Here is an 18,295-nt window from a genome sequence, read left to right as displayed (position 1 = left end):
CGGTCCGCTAGGTGCTCAGCCCCGGCAGGAGACCGCGGGCCCGCTTGCGCTTCAGCAGCACCCGCCTGCTCCCGTCCGAGTAGAGCCGCACGTTGGACAGCTCCCAGCCGGCGAACTCGGCGTGGATGGACAGTTGCGTGGCCGCTGCACGTCGCGACAACCCTGGCGGGAGGCGCAGCGGCCGGTACTCCCAGTCCCCGTCGACCACCTCAGAGCTCATATGGCAATCACCTGAATCCCATCTCCTGTGCCGGACGCGACCAGCACGCGCCCGGAGCCGGGGTCCACCGCCACGGTGTTGGGCTGGGACACCGTGGGGAACCGGTACTTCTCCTTCGGCTCTTCACCGGCTACGTCGTAGCCGACGACCTGGTTCGTTTCCGTCAACGTCACCCACGCCAGGTCGCGTTCCCGGTCGTAGGCGATGGCGTAGGGGGCGCCCGGCACGGGGTAGTTCTGGCGCAGGAGCAGCGGGTCGAGGGAGAACGCGAGCAGCGCGCCGCCCCGCGTGTCGGTCACGAGCACCCGGCCGTACCGGTCGGTGACGCCGTTCGTGGCGCCCTTGCCGGCCCGCAGGCCCTGGGAGATCGACGCGCCCGGCACGTCCAGCTCGAACACGGCGTTGCGCAGCCGGTCCAGGACGACCGCGCCCTTGCCGGTCGACAGCACCTGGTCGGCGCTCATCATGTCGCCGCTGATCATCCGCTGGACCTTGGCGTCGTCGACGATCGCGACCGCTCGTTCGTCCCGCATGGCCACGAGGGTGCGGCCGTCGAAGGTGGCGGTGCTGACCGGCTCGCCGCGGAACGTGCCCGCGTCGCTGGTGGTGCCGTCGACCGCGACGCGCACGACCTTGTTCGCGCCCGCGGCGAGGAAGGCGCCGCCGTCGACGGTGAGCGACCCGGCCGCCAGCGGCACCGTCTTCGGCTCACCGAGCGTGTCGGTGAGCGGGTAGAGCCGGACCGTGTCCTTGCCCGCGACCGCGAGCGTGCCGGACTTCGGCTCGTACGCCATGGCGACGACGTCGTCGGCAAGTGCCGTGACCGTGCCGGCGGGCTTGGTGGCGGCGGGCGGTGACTGGGCGGCGACGGCCGCGACCGGGTTGTCGGTCACCATCAGCTCGTCGCCCTGCTGCTCGGCGGAACAACCCGAGCCCACCGCCGCGCACACCACCAGCAGCACGGCAACCTTGCGACGCAACATCGACCTCCGACACGACCCCGGGTCTCGCCGGCGCACCCGTGTCGCGCCGACGGGACATCTGTCCAGCATCCCCTAAATGCGCACTGGACGCTAACCCCTGTCCGGGGTGTCGTGGCGGCCGGGTGAGTCAGTGGGCCGTGACACGCCCGCTGCGGAGGTCGTACACGGCCGTGACGATCCGGGGGCGGACCGCCGCCACCGTGTGTGACCGGCGGACGAGTTCCTCGGCGACCCTGGTGGTCTGGTTGCGGACACAGGCGGCCAGGAACGCCGTCCCGTCCGGGTCCGGCGGGGTGGCCCGGACGGTGGCCTCGATCGCGCGGGCCACGGTGTCGACCGACCCGGTCACCTCGCTCGTGCCGCCGGCCAGGTCGATCGCGGCCTTCACCGCGCCGCACCCGGAGTGCCCGAGGACGACGACCAGCGGTACGTGCAGGTGCCCGACGGCGTACTCGATGCTGCCGACGACCGCGTCGTCGAGCACCTCACCGACCGCGCGCACGGTGAACAGGTCGCCCAGCCCCTGGTCGAAGAGGATCTCGGCGGGCACGCGGGAGTCGGCGCAGCCCAGGACGCACGCGATCGGGTGCTGTGCGTCGACGAGGCTCACGCGGTGGGCGGGGTCCTGGTGCGGGTGGCGTGACCGGCCCGCGGCGAACCGCTTGTTGCCGGTGACGAGGCGCTGCCAGGGGTCGGCGGGGGTGAGGGGAGCGGCAGAGGCGGGGAAGGTCGCGTCGGCGGCGGTCCCGATGGCGATGGCGGCACCGAGACCCAGCAGGGAGCGACGCGACAACTTTGCATACTCCATACTGCATACGATGCCCGGTTTGTGTGAACTGCGCAACGGTCCGATGACGGAGCGTCAGACGAGGCGGCGCTCGGGGTAGCTCAGCTCGACGTCGGAGACGTCGTCCAGCGCGGCGCGGATCGCGGCGGGCAGCGTCAGCTCCTCGGACACCAGCGAGCCGAGCAGCTGCCCGGTGTCCCGCGCGCCGACGATCGCCGAGCACACGCCGGGCCGGTCCCGGACCCAGGCCAGCGCCACCGACAGGGGAGAGGTCGCGAGCCCGTCCGCCGCCGTCACCACGGCCTGCACGATCCGGGCCGCCCGTTCGTTGCGGTGGTGGTCGACGTACGGCGCGAAGTGCGCGGACGCGCCGCGCGAGTCGGCAGGGGTCGCGGCCCGGTACTTGCCGGTCAGCACGCCGCGGCCCAGCGGCGCCCACGCGAGCAGCCCGACGCCGTGGTAGTCCGCGGCGGGCCCGACCTCGCGCTCGATCCCGCGTTCGAGCAGCGAGTACTCCATCTGCGTGCTCACGATCGCGGCCGGCTTGTGCCGCTGCAGCGTCGCCGCGGTCGCCAGCTGCCACCCGCTGTAGTTCGACACGCCGGCGTACCGGACCTTGCCGCTGGTCACGGCGGCGTCGAGTGCGGAGAGCGTCTCCTCGAGCGGCACCGCGGTGTCCCACGCGTGGAGCTGCCACAGGTCGACGTGGTCCACGCCGAGCCTGCGCAGCGAGCCGTCGAGCGCGCACAGCAGCGCACCCCGGGACGCGCCGCCACCGAACGGGCCGTCGCCGCGCCGCGCGACCGCCTTGGTCGCGATCACCAGGTCCTCGCGCGGCACGAGGTCGTCGAGTAAGCCGCCCAGGATCCGCTCGGCCTCGCCGTCGGCGTAGACGTCGGCGGTGTCCACCAGCGTGCCGCCGAGGTCGGCGAACGCCACGAGCTGGCTCGCGGCCTCGTCGGCGTCCGTGTCCTGGCCCCAGGTCATGGTGCCCAGGCCGATCCTGGACACCCGCAGCCCACTGTGCCCGAGGTGTCGTTGCTCCACCGGGCGAAGGGTACGGGCAGGTCCGCGTACTCGCTGGCAGACTCACCGACATCACAATTGGCGGAGCGCCAATTGACGGTATGGTCCGTGCATGCGACTCGGACTGAACATGGGCTACTGGGGTGCGGGCAACGACGCGAACAACCTGAAACTCGCCCAGGAGGCCGACCGGCTCGGCTACTCGGTGGCGTGGGTCGCGGAGGCGTACGGCTCGGACGCGCCGACGGTGCTGTCGTGGGTGGCGGCGCAGACCGAGCGGATCGACGTCGGCTCCGCCATCCTCCAGATCCCCGCGCGCCAGCCCACCATGGCCGCCATGACCGCCGCCACGCTCGACACGCTCTCCGGCGGCCGGTTCCGGCTCGGCCTCGGCGTGTCCGGCCCGCAGGTGTCCGAGGGCTGGTACGGCGTCAAGTTCGACAAGCCGCTCGGCCGCACCCGCGAGTACGTCGCCATCGTCAAGCAGGCCCTGCGCCGCGAGCGCGTCAGCTTCGACGGCAAGCACTTCACGCTGCCCCTGCCCGACGGCCCCGGCAAGCCGCTCAAGCTCATCGTGGCGCCCCACCGCGCCGAGATCCCGATCTACCTGGCCTCCATCGGCCCGAAGAACCTCGAGCTCACCGGCGAGATCGCCGACGGCTGGCTCGCCATCTTCTACTCGCCCGAGTACGGCCCCGAGTCCATCGAGCTCATCCGCAAGGGCCGCGAGAAGGCGGGCAAGACGATGGACGGCTTCGACGTCGTGCCCACGTCGCCGCTCGTCGTCGGCGACGACTGGCGGACCGCCGCCGACCAGATCCGGCCCTACGCCGCCCTCTACGTCGGCGGCATGGGCAGCCGCGAGCAGAACTTCTACAACAACCTCGCCTGCCGGATGGGCTACGAGGCCGAGGCCGCCGAGATCCAGAACCGCTACCTCGCGAAGGACTACGCGGGCGCCGCCGCCAAGGTGCCGCTCGGCTTCCTCGACCAGACCGCGCTGCTCGGCCCCAAGGAGCGGATCGCCGAGAAGATGCAGGCCCTCGCCGAATCGGGGGTCACCACACTGACCGTCTCACCGGTACTGCAAGATCTTGAGCACAGCATCGCGGCCCTGCGCGTCGCGGTGGAGGCTCTGGATCTCGCGGGAGTAGGTAGTTGAGCTGGCTCGAAGCCATCGTTCTGGGTCTCATCCAGGGACTGACGGAATTCCTGCCCATCTCCTCGAGCGCACACCTGCGGATCAGCGCGGCCTTCGCGGGCTGGGACGATCCGGGAGCGGCGTTCACCGCGGTCTCGCAGATCGGCACCGAGACCGCGGTCATCATCTACTTCCGGAAGAAGATCGGCCGGATCTTCGCCGCGTGGTTCCGGTCGTTGCGCAGGCCACGCACCTGGCGCGACGACCCGGAGTCGCGCATGGCGTGGCTGGTCATCGTCGGCACGATCCCGATCGCCGTCCTGGGCCTGCTGTTCCAGGACTCGATCGAGCACGCCTTCCGTGACCTGCGGCTCATCGCCACCACGCTCATCGTCTTCGGCATCCTGCTCGGCGTCGTCGACCACCTCGGCCAGAAGAAGTACTCGCTCGACCACCTGACGATCCCGCACGGCCTCGCCTACGGGTTCGCGCAGGCGCTCGCGCTGGTGCCCGGCGTGTCGCGGTCCGGCGGCACGGTCACCATGGGCCGCCTGCTCGGCTACCGGCGGCCGCAGGCCACGGAGTACGCGTTCCTGCTGGCCGTGCCCGCCGTGTTCTCCTCCGGGCTGTACAAGCTCACCGACATCGGCGGCGCGGACGCGCCAGCGTGGGGCCCGACGATCCTGGGCACGGTCGTGGCGTTCCTGGTCGGGTACGCGGTGATCGCGTGGCTGATGCGGTACATCTCGACGCACAGCTACCTGCCGTTCGTGATCTACCGGATCGCGCTGGGCGTGCTGCTGTTCGTGCTGGTCGGGTTCGGGGTGCTGGCGCCGGACGCCGGCCCCGCGCCGTGACCGGCGGCGCGTTGATCGCCTCCGGCTAGTCTGGCGCCGTGGCCACCGTCGTACTCCTCAGGCATGCCCGCTCGACCGCGAACGGCTCCGGCGTCCTCGCCGGCCGCTCACCAGGGATCGAACTGGACGAGACCGGGCGCGCGCAGGCCGACGCGCTCGTCGGACGGCTGGCCGACGTGCCGGTCGCGGAGATCGTGTGCTCGCCACTGCTGCGGTGCGAGATGACCGTCGCCCCGCTGGCCGCCGCGCGCGGGCTCACCCCGGTCACCGAGCCCGATCTGTCCGAAGTGGACTATGGCGAGTGGACGAACCGGGAGCTCAAGACCCTCGCCAAGGAGAAGCTGTGGTCGGTGGTGCAGCAGCACCCGTCCGCGGCCGTGTTCCCCGGCGGGGAAGGGCTTGCCCAGGTGCAGACGCGCGCGGTCGCCGCGGTGCGGGCGCACGACGCGCGCATAACCGCCGCACACGGTAACGAGGCCGTCTGGTTGCTGTGCAGCCACGGTGACGTCCTCAAGTCGATCCTCGCCGACGCGCTCGGCCAGCACCTCGACACCTTCCAGCGGATCGTGGTCAACCCGGCGTCCGTCTCGGTCGTGCAGTACACCGAGACCAGGCCGTTCGTGCTGCGGATGAACGACAACGGCGGCGAGCTCGCCAGCATCGTGCCGGCCAAGCCGCAACCCGCCGAACCGGACGGTCCTCGTCCGGGTGACGCGGTGCCGGGAGGGGCCACCGGCAGCGCATCCTGACCCGGGTCTGCACGGGCGGTGAAAAGGCGTCACGATATGGGTCAAAGCGCGCGGTGATCAGCGGCGTCTGTGCCAGTATCTGTGCACTCACGTCCCCGCTGCGGCGGCATCATAGGAGTGGCAATGACACAGCCATACGGCCAGCAGCCCGACCCCTCGGGCGGGTACCCCCAGGGCGGGGTCCCACAGGGGTACCCACAGACGCCTGGCCAGGGGCAACCGGCCCAGGGCTACCCGCAGAGCCCGCCCTACGGCCAGCCGGCGCAGGGGTACCCGCACAGCAACCCGTACGGCCAGCCCGCCGCCTCCCACCAGTACGGCAGCATGCCCGCCGCCCCGGCCGAGTACAGCAGCGGACCCATCCCGCGGCCCGGCACGGTCACCGCCGCCGCCGTCCTCGCCTACGTCCAGGCGGGCATCACGCTGATCCCCACGATCCTCATGCTCGCCGGCGCCGCCAGCGGCGACTCGTCCGGCGCGGGCAGCGACGCCGCCTTCGGCTGGCTCCTCATCATCGTGCAGCTCGTGGGCGCCGGGCTGCTGATCGGCGGCGGCGTGCAGATCATGGGCGGCAAGAGCCGCACGCTGCTGATCGCGGGCGCCGGTCTCGAGCTGGCGATCTCCCTGGCCTGGATCATCCGGTTCGCCGCGATCGACTCGCAGGGGATCGACATCATCGATGCCGGTAAGGGCGTCATCATCGGCATCGCTATCTTCTTCGCCATCATGCCGGCGATCAGCCTCATCATGGCGCTGGGCGCCGGCACGACGCAGTTCCTGCAGTCCCGTCGCGGGCACTAGGGTCCGCGACCGAAGAGGGGTAATTCGACATGTCACAGCCGTACGGGCAGCAGCCCGGCGACGCCAACCAGGGCTACGGCGCCATGCCGCCCGCACCGGCCGAGTACTCGTCCGGTCCGACCACGCGGCCGGGCACCGTCACGGCCGCCGCGGTGCTGGACTTCGTGCAGGCGGGCATCACGCTCATCTCCTCGATCCTCATGATGTCGCTCGCCGGCGCGGTGACCAGCGCGAAGGACGAGTCCCTCGCCGGGGTCGAGGTCGACGAGGGCATGCTCGCGCTGCTGTGGATCCTCACCATCGGTGGCGTCGTCGGCGCCGGCCTGCTGATCTGGGCCGGGGTCAAGGCGATGAGCGGCACGGCGGGCAACCTGATGCTGATCGCGAACGGCCTGCAGATCCTGCTGGGTGTCGTGTGGCTGGTGACGGGTGCCGTGATCGCGCTCGTGTTCCTGGTCATGCCGATCATCGCGCTGGTGCTCTCGATGCAGGGCCCGGCCAAGCAGTTCGAGGCCTCCCGCCGCGGCTGACCGGGATTCGCGAACGAAGGGCGGTTCCCCCGTGGGGACCGCCCTTCACCGTGCCAGGAGCTCCACCTGCGCGAGCGTCACGGTCGGCGCCCCGGAGCCCTCGGTGATGTCGAGCCGGTACTGCCGGTACGTGCCGGGGTTCGCCACCGAGAACGGGCGGGTCTGGCGACGCCACCGGAACTCCTCGCCTGTGCGCTCGTCGAGCACGGTCCAGTGCGCGCCGTCGTCCGACCCGCGCAACGTCCACGACCGCGGGTCGTCGCCCCGGGTGCCCGAGGTCAGCGTGTAGTACCGCACCATCGCGCCCTCGCCGGGCAGCCGGAACGCCAGCCACGGGCTCGGCGTGCGGAACGTGACCTGGGTGCGGCTGTTGTCGTCGAAGAGCGGCGCCACGTTGATGCCGTCGCTGCCCTCGCCGCTGCCGTCGACCGTGCACGTGATGTCGTGCATCGTCCTGGGCACCGCGTCGGCCGCGGTGAGCGACGGCGGCAGCGCGTCCGGCCCGCAGCCCCACCGCGACGGTTCCGGGCCCATGCGGAAGTCCAGCACAGCGCCGTCGGCGATGACCGAGTGCGGCACGTACACCTTGTCCCACGGTGTCCCGTTCACCGACAGGCTCTGCACGTAGACGTTGTCGCGGCTGTTCTCCGGCGCGTTGACCACGAGCTCGTTGCCGTTGTCCATGCGCACCACGGCACGCCGGAACAACGGCGACCCGATCACGTACGTGGGGCTGCCGACCCGCAGCGGGTAGATGCCGAGCGCGCTGAACAGCCACCACGCGGACATCTCGCCGTTGTCCTCGTCGCCGCAGTAGCCCTGCCCGATCTCGCTGCCGGCGTACAACCGGGACAGCACCTCGCGGACCGTCGCCTGCGTCCGCCACGCGGCGCCCGCGTAGGTGTACATGTACGGGATGTGGTGCGACGGCTGGTTGCTGTGCCCGTACTGTCCCATCCGGACGTCCCGGGCCTCGGTCATCTCGTGGATCGTCGTCCAGTACGCGCCCCGCGCACGGCCGGTCTCCTGCGTCGCGAAGAACTCGTCGAGCTTCGCGGCGAGCGCGGCGCGGCCGCCCATGAGCCCCGCGAGGCCCGCGCCGTCGTGCGGCACGCTGAACGCGGTGTTCCAGCCGTTGGTCTCCACGTAGTCGCCGCCCCACGCCCGCGGGTCGTACTGGTTCGGCGCGTGCCGCAGGCGGCCGTTCTCCTTGCGCCCCTGGAAGAACCCGGTGCTCGGGTCGAACGAGTGCACGTAGCCCTGGGCGCGGTCGAGGAAGTACTCGTGGTACTCGGTGTCGCCGAGCGCGTGCGCGAGCCCCGCGATCGCGAAGTCGTTGAGGCAGCCCTCGAGTGTCCACGACAGACCGAACGCGGTGCTCGCCGGCGTGTAGCCGAGGAAGATCGACCGGTCGATGCCCTTGCGGCCCACCCCCGGCCGGTCCGGGGCGACCGTCGCGTTGCGCAGCGCGGCCTCGTACGCGGCCTGGACGTCGAAGTTCCGCACGCCCTTGAGGTAGGCGTCGGCGAACGCCACGTCGGAGCTGGTGCCGGTCATCAGGTCCGCGTAGCCGGGGGAGGACCAGCGGGCGATCCAGCCGCCGTCCCGGTACTGCTGCACGAACCCGTCGATCAGCTCGCCCGCGTGGTTCGGGGTGAGGAGCACGTACGCGGGCCACACCGTGCGGTAGGTGTCCCAGAAACCGTTGTTGACGTAGATCTTCCCGGCCTGGACGGTCTTCCCGGTGTGCGCGGGCGTGTCCCTGCGCGCCGGCGGTGACACCGGGCTCGCGTACGCGATCGACGGGACCTCGTCGGTGCCGGTGTTCTCGTGGCCGCGGTTGGGGTAGAGGTAGAGCCGGTACAGGTTGGAGTACAACGTGACCAGCTGGTCCTCGGTCGCGCCCTCGACCTCCACGCGGGACAGCAGCTCGTCCCACGTGTCCGCCGCGCGGTCGCGCACGGACTCGAACGTGTCGGTGTCCGCGATCTCCAGCCACAGGTTCTTCTTGGCCTGCGCCACGCTGATCAGCGACGTCGCGATCCGCATCGTCACGACCGTCGGGCCGGTGATGTCCGGCTCGAACCTCACGTACCCGCTGACGCGGCGGGAGAACCCGCGCCAGAGCCTGCCCGTGGCGGCGATGGTGCGGTCGAACGTGGCGTACACGAACAGCCTGCCCGCGCCCTCGGACAGTCCACTTCGGACGTCGGAGTAGCCGGTGAGCGTGCCCGCCACGGGGTCGACGGTGACGGCGCCGTGCCGGGTGACGTTGTCGAAGACCAGGTTGGCGTCCTCGCCGGGGAACGTGAAGCGCATCAGGGCCGCGTGGTCGGTCGGCGCCACCTCGGCGGTGATGCCGCTCGTGAACCGCACGCTGTAGTGGTGCGGGCGGGCGAGCTCGTTGCCGTGCCGGAACGTCAGCGCCCGCTTGCGCCTGCGGCTGCTCGGCCGCTTCGGCGCGGCGGAGGGCAGCACCTGGAACGTCTGCCGGTCACCCATCCACGGGCTCGGCAGGTGGCTCGCGGAGATCGCCTGGAGCGCGGGCAGGTTCCGGTCGTTGTTGTGCCGGTGGTAGCTGTAGAGCCAGCCCGTCGCGCCCGCGTCGGTGACCGGGGTCCAGAACGTGAAGCCGTGCGGGACCGACGTGGCGGGGATCGTGTTGCCGCGCGAGTAGGCCTTCGTGGAGTCGGTGCCGCGGGTGGTGAGCACGTGGTCGACCGGCCTCGGCCGGGTCGACGGCAGGGGGCGGTCGGCGATGGCGATGTCGTCGAGCCAGCCCGCGAAGTCCGCGGGGCCGTCCGGGTTGTCGTAGGTGAGCAGCGCGCGGACCGCCACCTTGCCCTCGGCGACCGCGCCCACCCGGACCGACCGCGCGTTCCACTGGTTCGGGGTGAGCGCCTTCGACTCGCCCTGGCCGTGCGCGGTGAACGGGAACCCGAGCTGGTCGACCGCGCCGAGGTCGCTCAGGTACGTGCCGTCGGAGAAGGCCAGGTCGAGCGCCACGTACGTGCTGGGGAACCGCAGGTCCTCGCCGAGCGGCTCGGGGAAGACCACGTACGTCAGCTCGGTGTCCGGCCCGATCGGCAGGTCGAGCAGGAACAGCTTGTTGGTGACCCGCGCCGGGCCGCGTGCGCTGTGGCTGCCCTGGTAGCGCAGGGCACGCAGGCCGGTGAACCCGACGCCGGGCTTCGCGGTGGCCGGCCTGCCCGGTCCTCTGCCCTCGCGGGTGGTCATCGTGGCGCCCTCGGCTCTCGGCGCGCCGCTCCGGTCGACGTCGGTGGCATCGATCCAGGTCAGGGGAGGATCGGTGTTCTCGAACGACGAGAAGAAGCCGGGGCTGCTCAAGTGCGCTCCTGATCACGAGGGGGAGGGCCGCGATCCTATTGGGTGCAGAATCCTCGTATGCACCCCTCGCGCCAACTCTGGTCCGTCGTCGAGCCCCTCCACGCCGTCGTGTACTTCGCGCCCGAGGTCCGGGCCGCGGGCAAGGCGATCGGGTTGAAGGGCTTCTGGGACACCTACTTCGCGTTCCGCGCCGCCCCGCTGGGCGCGGTCGGCGCGGGAGCGGTCGTGGGCGCCTTCGCCGGGTTCGAGCCCGCGATGGTGGCCAGGTCGCTGCCCTCGGCGTGGACGCGGGCGTCGACGGCGGACTGCCTCGCGACGCGGCTGTCGGTGTGCGCGGAGGTGCTGCGGACGGTGGGGGTGGACGCCGGCGCGTGCGCGACCGCGGTGGCCCTGCTGTCGCCGGTGGCGCTGGACCCGACCGGCAGGCCGCTGGGCGCGGCGAACGCGGCGCTGCCGCTGTCGGACGACCCCGTCGAGGCGATGTGGCAGCTGGCGACGACGCTGCGGGAGCACCGCGGCGACGGGCACGTGGCCGCGCTGGTGACCGCGGGGCTCTCCGGGTTGGACGCGCTGCACCTGCAGGTGGTGGCGAAGGGGCTCGACCCGGAGGTCATGCGGAACGCGCGTGGCTGGTCGCCGGCGGCGTGGGCGGCGGCGCGGGAGTCGCTCGTCGAGCGGGAGCTCCTCGACGCCGACGGGCTGACCATGACCGGCGCCGACGTGCTCGAGTCGGTGGAGGAGCTGACCGACGCCGCCGCGTGGCACGACGACCTGCCTGCCGACGAGGTGGTCGAGGCGCTGACGCCGTCGGCCGCCGCCGTGTGGGCGTCCGGGGTGCTGCCGGACGGGAACCCGATCGGCCTGGCCCGTCCCGCTTGACCTCCACCATGGTCGAGCACCTAACGTCCGGCTTCCGAAATTGTCGGTGGTGCGTGCGAGGGTGTCGTCATGGACATGGAGACCACAGCGTGGATGTCGCTGTACAACACGATGAACGCGACGGACGACCGCCGTCCGTTCTCGAAGGCGACGCTGCGCCGGATCGCCGGGTTCGCGCGGCCGCACCGAAGACTCCTGGCGTGGTTCCTCCTGCTGTCGGTCGTGACCGCGGTGCTGGCGGTCGCGACGCCGGTGCTCGCCGGGTGGGTGGTCGACGCGATCGTCGCGCGGTCGTCGCTGCGGCTGGTGGTCGTCCTCGCGGTGCTGATCGCGGTGATCGCCGTGGCGGAGGCGGGGCTCGGGCTGGTCGCCAGGTGGCTGTCCGCGCGGATCGGTGAGGGGCTGATCGTCGACCTGCGCACGGCCGTGTTCGACCACGTGCAGCGGATGCCGGTCGCGTTCTTCATGCGCACCCGCACCGGGGCGCTGGTGTCGCGGCTGAACAACGACGTGGTAAGCGCGCAGAACGCGTTCAGCAACACGCTGTCCGGTGTGCTGTCGAACGTGGTGATGCTGGCGCTGACGCTCGTCGTGATGGTCGGGGTGTCGTGGCAGATCACCCTGCTGGCGCTGCTGCTGTTACCCGTGTTCGTGGTGCCCGCGCGGCGGATGGGCGCCCGGCTCGCCCGGCTGGAACGCGAGGCGGCCAACCACAACTCGGTGATGAGCACGCAGATGACCGAGCGGTTCTCCGCGCCCGGCGCGACGCTGGTGAAGCTGTTCGGCAGGCCGGCGGACGAGTCGGCGGAGTTCGCGGTGCGGGCGAAGCGGGTGCGGGACATCGGGGTGCGGACCGCGATGGTGCAGACGGTGTTCGTGACCGCGCTGACGCTGTCGTCGGCGCTCGCGCTGGCGCTCGTGTACGGGGTCGGCGGGTGGTTCGCGTTCGCGGGCACGCTCGAGCCGGGCGCCGTGGTGTCGCTGGCGTTCCTGCTGACCCGGCTGTACGCGCCGCTGACCGCGCTGGCGAGCGCGCGCGTGGAGGTGATGAGCGCGCTGGTGGCGTTCGAGCGGGTGTTCGAGGTGCTGGACCTCGCGCCGCTGATCGACGAGAAACCCGGCGCGGTCACGGTGCCGGACGGGCCGGTGTCGGTGGAGTTCGACCACGTCTCGTTCGCGTACCCGGCGGCTTCCGCGGTGTCGCTGGCGTCGCTGGAGGAGGTGGCGAAGCTCGACACCCGCGGCGGGGTCGAGGTGCTGCACGACGTGTCGTTCCGGGCGTTGCCGGGGCAGCTGGTGGCGCTGGTGGGGTCGTCGGGCGCGGGCAAGTCGACGATCGCGTCGCTGGTGCCACGGCTCTACGACGTGGACGAAGGCGCCGTGCGGCTGTCTGGTGTGGACGTGCGGGACCTGTCGTTCGCGTCGCTGCGGGACGCGCTGGGGATGGTGACGCAGGACGGGCACCTGTTCCACGAGTCGGTGCGGTCGAACCTGTTGTTCGCCGCGCCGGGGGCGTCGGAGGCCGACCTGTGGGAGGTGCTGTCACGTGCCCGGCTCGCCGACCTGGTGCGGTCGCTGCCGGACGGGCTGGACACGATCGTGGGGGAGCGCGGCTACCGGCTGTCCGGTGGCGAGCGGCAACGGCTGACGATCGCGCGGTTGCTGCTGGCGCGACCGCGGCTGGTGATCCTCGACGAGGCGACCGCGCACCTGGACTCGACGTCGGAGGCCGCCGTCCAGGAGGCGCTGGCCGAGGCGTTGTCCGGCCGGACGGCCCTGGTGATCGCGCACCGGTTGTCCACCGTGCGGGCCGCGGACCTGATCCTGGTGGTCGAGGACGGCCGGATCGTGGAGCGCGGCACGCACGAGTCGCTGCTGGCCACCGGCGGTCGGTACGAGGAGCTGTACCGGACACAGTTCGCCTCCGCCGGCGTCTGAGCGGGGCCAAGCCCCATCACGCAACAAAGGCGTGCCTGCCATCCCGTCGACCTGGCGAAGCCCGATCACACCGCGTCAAGCGGGCCCGAACTCAACGCAACCCCGTGCCCAAAGCCGTCGGACCCCCTTGACGCGGTGTGATAGCCCGTGGGAGGTCGACGGGATGGCAGGCAGACAACGGACACCCGTCCCTGCCAAATCAACCCCGTGCCCGACCCGCTGCCATCCCGGAGACCAGCCCGTCCGGCGAGGCCCCCGGAGGGAAAACCCACAACGAAGGACAGCCACCAAACCTGAAACACGACCAGCAGCCCAACCGACTGTGACGGAACCCTGGCCGACCCTCGAAGGTGCCTAGTGGTGGCGGTACGCGGCCGTCGCCAGCGGTGGGACGTCGTGCAGCAGGCGGTCGATCAGACGCTCGACGTCCGCCTCGCCGTAGTCGCGGGAGAGGTGGGGTCCCTGGATGTCGGCGAGGAGGCGGATGTCGTCGGGGAGCTGGTTCGCCGACAGGCGGGGGCGGGCGCCGACGAGGATGGGCACCACCGGGACGCGGTAGCGCAGCGCGGTCGCGATCTCGCGGTGGACCCAGTCCTCGGGGTCGTGCAGCAGGGCGAGGGTGTGCGGGTCGTCCCAGCGTTCACCGATGATCGAGAGCATCACCTCGGACCGGGCGGCGCGGGTCTTGAGTTCGCGGGGGAACCGCGTGCCCGCGCGCATCCGCACGTCCCGGAACGCCACGCCGCGGCCGAGGCGGCGGGTGAGCGTCGCCTCGATGTCGGCGGCCGGTTTCTCGTCCTGGCCGCGGTAGTTGACGAACACCAGCGGCTCGGTCCACACCACACTCGACGGTGGCCTGGTGACGGGTTCCCGTGGGCTGGAGGAATCCCCCTTGTGCACCGTGTTGGTGCCGAACATCGTGAAATTGTCGCCGATGTGGAATTGTCCGCTCACCGTGCCGCCCTGCTCACGGTGTTGTTCCCGAACATGGTGAAGTTGTCGCCGACGTGGAAGTTCTCCACCTGCATCTGGAATTCCGCGTGCGGGTTGTTGATCGCGTCGGTGATGCGCAGCTGCAGGTCCGCGACCACGTTGGGGTTGTCCGTGGTCAACCCCCGGTGCGACCCCGCCGCGGTCTCGATGTTCAGCACGTACAGGGTGAGCTTGAGCAGCTCGACCAGCCGGTAGGTCCGGTACGCGAGCCACGCGAGTCCGCCGAGGATCACCAGTGCCGCAACGGATCCCGGTGCCGCGCTCCCCGCGATCCCCATCACGAACAGGGTCACGAGCACCGACAGCACGTACTGGCGGATCAGGGCGCCGCGGTTCGGCTGGAGCGTGAGGGTGTTGGTCCGCGTGATGTTCGGCAGCGGGTACGCCTCCGAACCGAACCAGAGAATTCGCTGGCTCACCCGCACATTGATCGCCTCGTGGCTCAGTGCCATGGAAATTCCTCCATTCCGTGTCGAGAATGCGGAGGAGGCTAGCCCAAGATCACATTCCACCGCGCGCGGGGGCGCGGTCGACCCGGATTTGTCATGTATTTGACCAGTCCGCGCCTCAGGTCAGGTTGGCGGGATTTTCCTCACGGACGCGGGGATAGTCGTCGGCAAGCCGGATGTTTTCCGTGGTGACGTGGAATCCCACGAGCGGGTCGCGGACCGCGTCCATGATCCGGAAAGCCAGCTCGGCGACCGCCACCGCGTCGGTGCCGGTGAGGATCCGGTACGTGCCGGTGGTGGTCGCCACCGTCAGTTCGTGGAGCCGCACCCGGAGGTGTCCCGCGAGGCGGGTGGCGCTGACCGCGAACCACACGAGCGCGCACAGGTTGATCAACACCTCGACGGCTTCCGGGACGACGGCCGCGGCGATCGCCGCCGGGATCAGCCACCTCGCGACGCCGAGCGCGTAGCTCCGCACGACCAGCCTGCGGTCCGGGTGGAGTTCGGCCGTCGTCGCCAGGAGGACGGTGCGCAGCGGGAGGCGCACCTCGCCGAACCGGAGGGTGCCCGCGCCGACGCGGACGTCGATGGGCTCACGGGTCATGGACATGGCGGCTCTCCTTGGACGGAGATTAGCGCTGTCGTGGCTGGTGGGCGCCGCCGTGCCGCTTTCTGTCACACAAGTGGGCTGTATGACTATCCGGTTGCGTGCATGTTTACGCTGGCGGTGTGCTCGACGACCTGATGCGTGCCGGATGGCCTGCCCTCGACGAGGTCGAGGTGGACGGGTGGGTGGCCCGGTTCTCCGGTGGTGTCACCCAGCGCGCCAACTCCGTGATCCCCGCCGCGGCACCCGCGGACCTCGAGGGAGCACTGCGGCAGGTCGAGCGGCTCTACGCCGCGCGGGGCCTGCCGGTGATCTTTCAGCTCGGGCCCTCAGCGCGCCCCGGTGGACTGGACGAGCTGCTGGCCGCGCGCGGGTACGAGTTCGGGTCGCCCACGTCGATCCAGACCGCCAGGCTCGGCCGGCTCGACGGCGGCGCGGAGGTGGAGATCGCCGACGTGCCGTCGGACGGGTGGCTCGACCTGTGGTGGCGGGTCGACGGCCGCGGCGACCGGTCCGCCCTGGACATCGCGGTGAAGATCCTCTCCGGTGGGCCCGCCCTCTACGCGACCGTGCGCGACGCGGGCGGTGTGGCCGCGGTCGGGCGGCTCGCGCTGGTCGGGGAGTGGGGCGGCGTGTACTGCATGGCCGTGCGCGCGGACGCGCGGCGGCGCGGGCACGGCGCGGCCGTGCTCTCCGGGCTGCTGCGTGCCGGCCAGGCGCGGGGGATCACGCGGTCCTGGCTGCACGTGCGGGCGGAGAACACGGCCGCGCTCGCGCTCTACGGGAGGTTCGGGTTCACCGAGGCCTCCCGGTACCACTACCGGTCATACCGTGGACAGGAACCGGTCGAGCACGTTCACCCCGAACCGTAGGCCCTCGACCGGCACGCGTTCGTCCACGCCGTGGGCCATCAGCTTGTGGTCGTGGCCCTCCGGGATGAACAGCGGCGCGAACCCGAAGCAGTCGATGCCCAGCCGGGCGAACGCCTTCGCGTCGGTGCCGCCGCCCATGCAGAACGGCACCACGACACCCTCGGGGTCGAACGCGCGCAGGGCGTCGGCCATCGCGTCGAACCACGGCGTGTCCACTGGCGCCTGGACGGCGTGCTGGCGCTGCACGAACTCCCGCGTCACCCCCGGGCCGACGATCCGGTCGATCTCCGCCAGCAGGTCGTCCTCGGTGCCGGGCAGCACCCGCGTGTCCACCAGCGCGGACGCGACGCCCGGGATGACGTTCACCTTGTACCCCGCGGACAGCACCGTCGGCGTCGTGGAGTTGCGGACGGTGTTCTCGATGACCTTCGCGGCCGGGCCGAGGCGGCGCAGCGTCTCGTCCATGTCGTCCCAGTCGACCTCGACACCCAGCGCGGGCGCCGCCCGTTCCAGGAACGCCCGCACCGCGGGGGTGAGGTGCACCGGCCACCGGTGCGCCGCCAGCCGCGACAGCGCGCCGACCAGCCGGACCACGGCGTTGTCGTCGTTGCGCCGGGAACCGTGGCCCGCCCTGCCCTGCGCGGTCAGCCGCATGTGAGCGGTGCCGCGCTCGGCCGTCGCCACCGGGTACAGGCGGACCTCGCGGCCGTCGGCGTGGGTCGTGCGGACGGTGTAGCCACCCGACTCGCCGATGGCCGCCGCGCACCCCTCGAACAGCTCGGGATGCTCCTCCACCAGCCAGTGCGCGCCCCACTCGCCGGTGTCCTCCTCGTCGGCGACGAACGCGAGCACGATGTCCCGCCTCGGCCGCGTGCCCGCCGACGACCAGCGGGACAGCACGGTCAGCAGCGCGGCGCACATGTCCTTCATGTCCACCGCGCCGCGGCCCCACACGAACCCGTCCCGGATCTCGCCCGCGAACGGGGGCACCGACCACTCGGACTCGTCGGCAGGCACCACGTCGAGGTGCGCGTGCACCAGCAGCGGCGCGAGGTCCGGGTCGCTGCCGGGGACCCTGGCGACGACGTTCGTGCGCGTCGGGTCCCGTTCCAGCAGGGCAGGGGTGAGGCCGGCGTCGGTCAGGTGCTCGGCCACGAACTCGGCGATCGCGCGTTCCCCGAGCAGCGACTTGCCCGCACCGAGGTTCGTGGTGTCGAACCTGATCAGCTCCGCGCACAGCTCCTCTACCGCCGGTTCACCCATAGCTTCCCTCCACGGCACCGCTCGCGATGGCGGTGACCACCTTGAACGCCTTCATGGCATCGGTCATGGACGCGGCGTCGAACCCGACCCGCCGCACGTCGAGCTGCTCGACCGTGGGGACCACGGCCGCGGCCGCGGCGAGGTGCGCCGCGTCGAACTCGACCTCGATGCGGTGCCCGCTGACCGCCCCGTCGAAACGTCCCGCCCTGCTCATCGCGGCCCTGGCCTGCTCCTCGATGGCCGCCGCGGTCACCGTCGGCGGGGTGCAGATGGCCGCGTAGCGGCTCACGCACTCCTTGACCGCGACCGTCCGCGCGTCCGGCACGTAGTCGCCGGCGTCCGCGCAGGTCAGGTCGTCGCCGGTGACCAGGAGCACGGGCACGCCGTGTTCCGCGGCGAGCGCGGCGTTGAGCCTGCCCTCGCTCGCGTGGACCCCGTCGAGCCACACGCCGGTGATCTGGTTGGGCAGGTAGGTGTGGGAGAGCACCCCCTCGACCCCGGCGCCGGTGTGGTAGCCGAGGAAGACCACCCCGTCCACCCCGGAGTCGATGCCCTGCATCATCGACAGGGGCTTGTGCCTGCCGGTGAGCATCCTGGCCCGCGTGTCGAGGTCCTCCAGCAGCACGTTGCGCTGGCTGGAGTGGGCCTCGTTCACCAGCACGTCGGTCGCACCGCCTGCGTACAACCCGGCAATACAGGCATTCACGTCACTGGTGAACATCGTCCGGAACCGTTGCCACTGCTCGGTTCCGACTTCCACGTCCGCCGTCCAGGTGACGCCGCTGGCGCCTTCCATGTCGGCTGAAATCATGATCCGCACAACCGCACACGTTACGTCTTGGCACACGTTGC

18 protein-coding genes are annotated in these 18,295 nt (G+C 71.3%); 8 read left to right on the top strand and 10 right to left on the bottom strand.

Annotated features, from left to right (window positions below; genetic code table 11):
• Nucleotides 1-7: 7 nt before the first annotated feature.
• The 4 genes from ACYQ77_RS11680 to ACYQ77_RS11665 all read right to left on the bottom strand — a co-directional run bounded on the left by ACYQ77_RS11680 (nt 8) and on the right by ACYQ77_RS11665 (nt 3,037).
• A complete protein-coding gene (locus tag ACYQ77_RS11680) occupies nt 8-220 on the bottom strand; it encodes a DUF5703 family protein (protein ID WP_396112717.1) in 213 nt (70 codons plus the stop codon).
• Complete coding sequence (locus ACYQ77_RS11675; RefSeq protein ID WP_459710254.1) at nt 217-1,203, bottom strand: YncE family protein; 987 nt, start codon at nt 1,201-1,203, stop codon at nt 217-219. The genes ACYQ77_RS11680 and ACYQ77_RS11675 overlap by 4 nt, the downstream gene beginning before the upstream one ends.
• Before the next feature lie 127 nt (nt 1,204-1,330).
• A complete protein-coding gene (locus ACYQ77_RS11670) occupies nt 1,331-2,011 on the bottom strand; it encodes a carbonic anhydrase (protein WP_459710253.1) in 681 nt (226 codons plus the stop codon).
• Nucleotides 2,012-2,065: 54 nt separating this feature from the next.
• Nucleotides 2,066-3,037: an aldo/keto reductase gene (locus tag ACYQ77_RS11665; RefSeq protein WP_459710251.1), complete on the bottom strand. Its 972-nt coding sequence runs from the start codon at nt 3,035-3,037 to the stop codon at nt 2,066-2,068.
• Nucleotides 3,038-3,128: 91 nt separating this feature from the next.
• On the opposite strand from ACYQ77_RS11665, the gene ACYQ77_RS11660 reads away from it, so the two are divergent.
• The 5 genes from ACYQ77_RS11660 to ACYQ77_RS11640 all read left to right on the top strand — a co-directional run bounded on the left by ACYQ77_RS11660 (nt 3,129) and on the right by ACYQ77_RS11640 (nt 7,094).
• A complete protein-coding gene (locus tag ACYQ77_RS11660) occupies nt 3,129-4,178 on the top strand; it encodes an LLM class F420-dependent oxidoreductase (protein WP_459710249.1) in 1,050 nt (349 codons plus the stop codon).
• Entirely contained in the window at nt 4,175-5,014 is an 840-nt protein-coding gene (locus ACYQ77_RS11655; RefSeq protein ID WP_459710247.1) for an undecaprenyl-diphosphate phosphatase, read from the top strand. The genes ACYQ77_RS11660 and ACYQ77_RS11655 overlap by 4 nt, the downstream gene beginning before the upstream one ends.
• 38 nt (nt 5,015-5,052) lie before the next feature.
• Nucleotides 5,053-5,763 (top strand): histidine phosphatase family protein, encoded by a 711-nt coding sequence (locus ACYQ77_RS11650; protein ID WP_459710246.1) that lies wholly within the window; start codon nt 5,053-5,055, stop codon nt 5,761-5,763.
• A gap of 123 nt (nt 5,764-5,886) precedes the next feature.
• Nucleotides 5,887-6,564, top strand: coding sequence for a hypothetical protein (locus ACYQ77_RS11645; RefSeq protein ID WP_459710244.1), 678 nt, complete (start codon nt 5,887-5,889; stop codon nt 6,562-6,564).
• 29 nt (nt 6,565-6,593) lie between these two features.
• Entirely contained in the window at nt 6,594-7,094 is a 501-nt protein-coding gene (locus ACYQ77_RS11640; protein ID WP_459710242.1) for a hypothetical protein, read from the top strand.
• Nucleotides 7,095-7,139: 45 nt separating this feature from the next.
• Here ACYQ77_RS11640 and ACYQ77_RS11635 read toward each other — a convergent pair whose 3' ends face one another.
• Nucleotides 7,140-10,331: a GH92 family glycosyl hydrolase gene (locus tag ACYQ77_RS11635; RefSeq protein WP_459710762.1), complete on the bottom strand. Its 3,192-nt coding sequence runs from the start codon at nt 10,329-10,331 to the stop codon at nt 7,140-7,142.
• Between the two features lie 168 nt (nt 10,332-10,499).
• On the opposite strand from ACYQ77_RS11635, the gene ACYQ77_RS11630 reads away from it, so the two are divergent.
• Entirely contained in the window at nt 10,500-11,321 is an 822-nt protein-coding gene (locus tag ACYQ77_RS11630; RefSeq protein ID WP_459710240.1) for an SCO6745 family protein, read from the top strand.
• A 93-nt stretch (nt 11,322-11,414) separates the two neighbouring features.
• Complete coding sequence (locus ACYQ77_RS11625; protein ID WP_459710760.1) at nt 11,415-13,259, top strand: ABC transporter ATP-binding protein; 1,845 nt, start codon at nt 11,415-11,417, stop codon at nt 13,257-13,259.
• Nucleotides 13,260-13,613: 354 nt separating this feature from the next.
• Here ACYQ77_RS11625 and ACYQ77_RS11620 read toward each other — a convergent pair whose 3' ends face one another.
• From ACYQ77_RS11620 to ACYQ77_RS11610, 3 genes are all read right to left on the bottom strand, one after another.
• A complete protein-coding gene (locus ACYQ77_RS11620; RefSeq protein WP_459710238.1) occupies nt 13,614-14,177 on the bottom strand; it encodes a TIR domain-containing protein in 564 nt (187 codons plus the stop codon).
• A gap of 32 nt (nt 14,178-14,209) precedes the next feature.
• Nucleotides 14,210-14,704 (bottom strand): DUF6232 family protein, encoded by a 495-nt coding sequence (locus ACYQ77_RS11615; RefSeq protein WP_459710236.1) that lies wholly within the window; start codon nt 14,702-14,704, stop codon nt 14,210-14,212.
• Nucleotides 14,705-14,819: 115 nt separating this feature from the next.
• Complete coding sequence (locus ACYQ77_RS11610; protein ID WP_459710235.1) at nt 14,820-15,311, bottom strand: hypothetical protein; 492 nt, start codon at nt 15,309-15,311, stop codon at nt 14,820-14,822.
• Nucleotides 15,312-15,430: 119 nt separating this feature from the next.
• Here ACYQ77_RS11610 and ACYQ77_RS11605 point away from each other — a divergent pair, with 119 nt between their 5' ends.
• Nucleotides 15,431-16,180: a GNAT family N-acetyltransferase gene (locus ACYQ77_RS11605; RefSeq protein WP_459710233.1), complete on the top strand. Its 750-nt coding sequence runs from the start codon at nt 15,431-15,433 to the stop codon at nt 16,178-16,180.
• On the opposite strand, the gene ACYQ77_RS11600 is transcribed toward ACYQ77_RS11605, so the two are convergent.
• Nucleotides 16,133-17,443, bottom strand: a complete 1,311-nt coding sequence (locus ACYQ77_RS11600) for a M20/M25/M40 family metallo-hydrolase (protein WP_459710231.1) — start codon at nt 17,441-17,443, stop codon at nt 16,133-16,135. The genes ACYQ77_RS11605 and ACYQ77_RS11600 overlap by 48 nt on opposite strands.
• Nucleotides 17,436-18,254: a M55 family metallopeptidase gene (locus ACYQ77_RS11595; protein WP_459710229.1), complete on the bottom strand. Its 819-nt coding sequence runs from the start codon at nt 18,252-18,254 to the stop codon at nt 17,436-17,438. The genes ACYQ77_RS11600 and ACYQ77_RS11595 overlap by 8 nt, the downstream gene beginning before the upstream one ends.
• Between the last annotated feature and the right edge of the window lie 41 nt (nt 18,255-18,295).

The sequence above is a fragment of the Actinophytocola sp. KF-1 genome (assembly GCF_054661535.1).
Note: the sequence above shows the minus strand (reverse complement) of the source record. Positions and strands in the feature narration are given on the sequence as shown.

Bases quoted from the DNA above. Each gene is read 5' to 3' on its own strand.
- ACYQ77_RS11680 (WP_396112717.1), bottom strand. From the start codon at position 220: ATGAGCTCTGAGGTGGTCGACGGGGACTGGGAGTACCGGCCGCTGCGC.
- ACYQ77_RS11675 (WP_459710254.1), bottom strand. From the start codon at position 1,203: ATGTTGCGTCGCAAGGTTGCCGTGCTGCTGGTGGTGTGCGCGGCGGTG.
- ACYQ77_RS11670 (WP_459710253.1), bottom strand. From the start codon at position 2,011: ATGGAGTATGCAAAGTTGTCGCGTCGCTCCCTGCTGGGTCTCGGTGCC.
- ACYQ77_RS11660 (WP_459710249.1), top strand. From the start codon at position 3,129: ATGCGACTCGGACTGAACATGGGCTACTGGGGTGCGGGCAACGACGCG.
- ACYQ77_RS11645 (WP_459710244.1), top strand. From the start codon at position 5,887: ATGACACAGCCATACGGCCAGCAGCCCGACCCCTCGGGCGGGTACCCC.
- ACYQ77_RS11640 (WP_459710242.1), top strand. From the start codon at position 6,594: ATGTCACAGCCGTACGGGCAGCAGCCCGGCGACGCCAACCAGGGCTAC.
- ACYQ77_RS11635 (WP_459710762.1), bottom strand. From the start codon at position 10,331: ATGACCACCCGCGAGGGCAGAGGACCGGGCAGGCCGGCCACCGCGAAG.
- ACYQ77_RS11630 (WP_459710240.1), top strand. From the start codon at position 10,500: ATGCACCCCTCGCGCCAACTCTGGTCCGTCGTCGAGCCCCTCCACGCC.
- ACYQ77_RS11625 (WP_459710760.1), top strand. From the start codon at position 11,415: ATGTCGCTGTACAACACGATGAACGCGACGGACGACCGCCGTCCGTTC.
- ACYQ77_RS11620 (WP_459710238.1), bottom strand. From the start codon at position 14,177: ATGTTCGGCACCAACACGGTGCACAAGGGGGATTCCTCCAGCCCACGG.
- ACYQ77_RS11615 (WP_459710236.1), bottom strand. From the start codon at position 14,704: ATGGCACTGAGCCACGAGGCGATCAATGTGCGGGTGAGCCAGCGAATT.
- ACYQ77_RS11610 (WP_459710235.1), bottom strand. From the start codon at position 15,311: ATGTCCATGACCCGTGAGCCCATCGACGTCCGCGTCGGCGCGGGCACC.
- ACYQ77_RS11600 (WP_459710231.1), bottom strand. From the start codon at position 17,443: ATGGGTGAACCGGCGGTAGAGGAGCTGTGCGCGGAGCTGATCAGGTTC.
- ACYQ77_RS11595 (WP_459710229.1), bottom strand. From the start codon at position 18,254: ATGATTTCAGCCGACATGGAAGGCGCCAGCGGCGTCACCTGGACGGCG.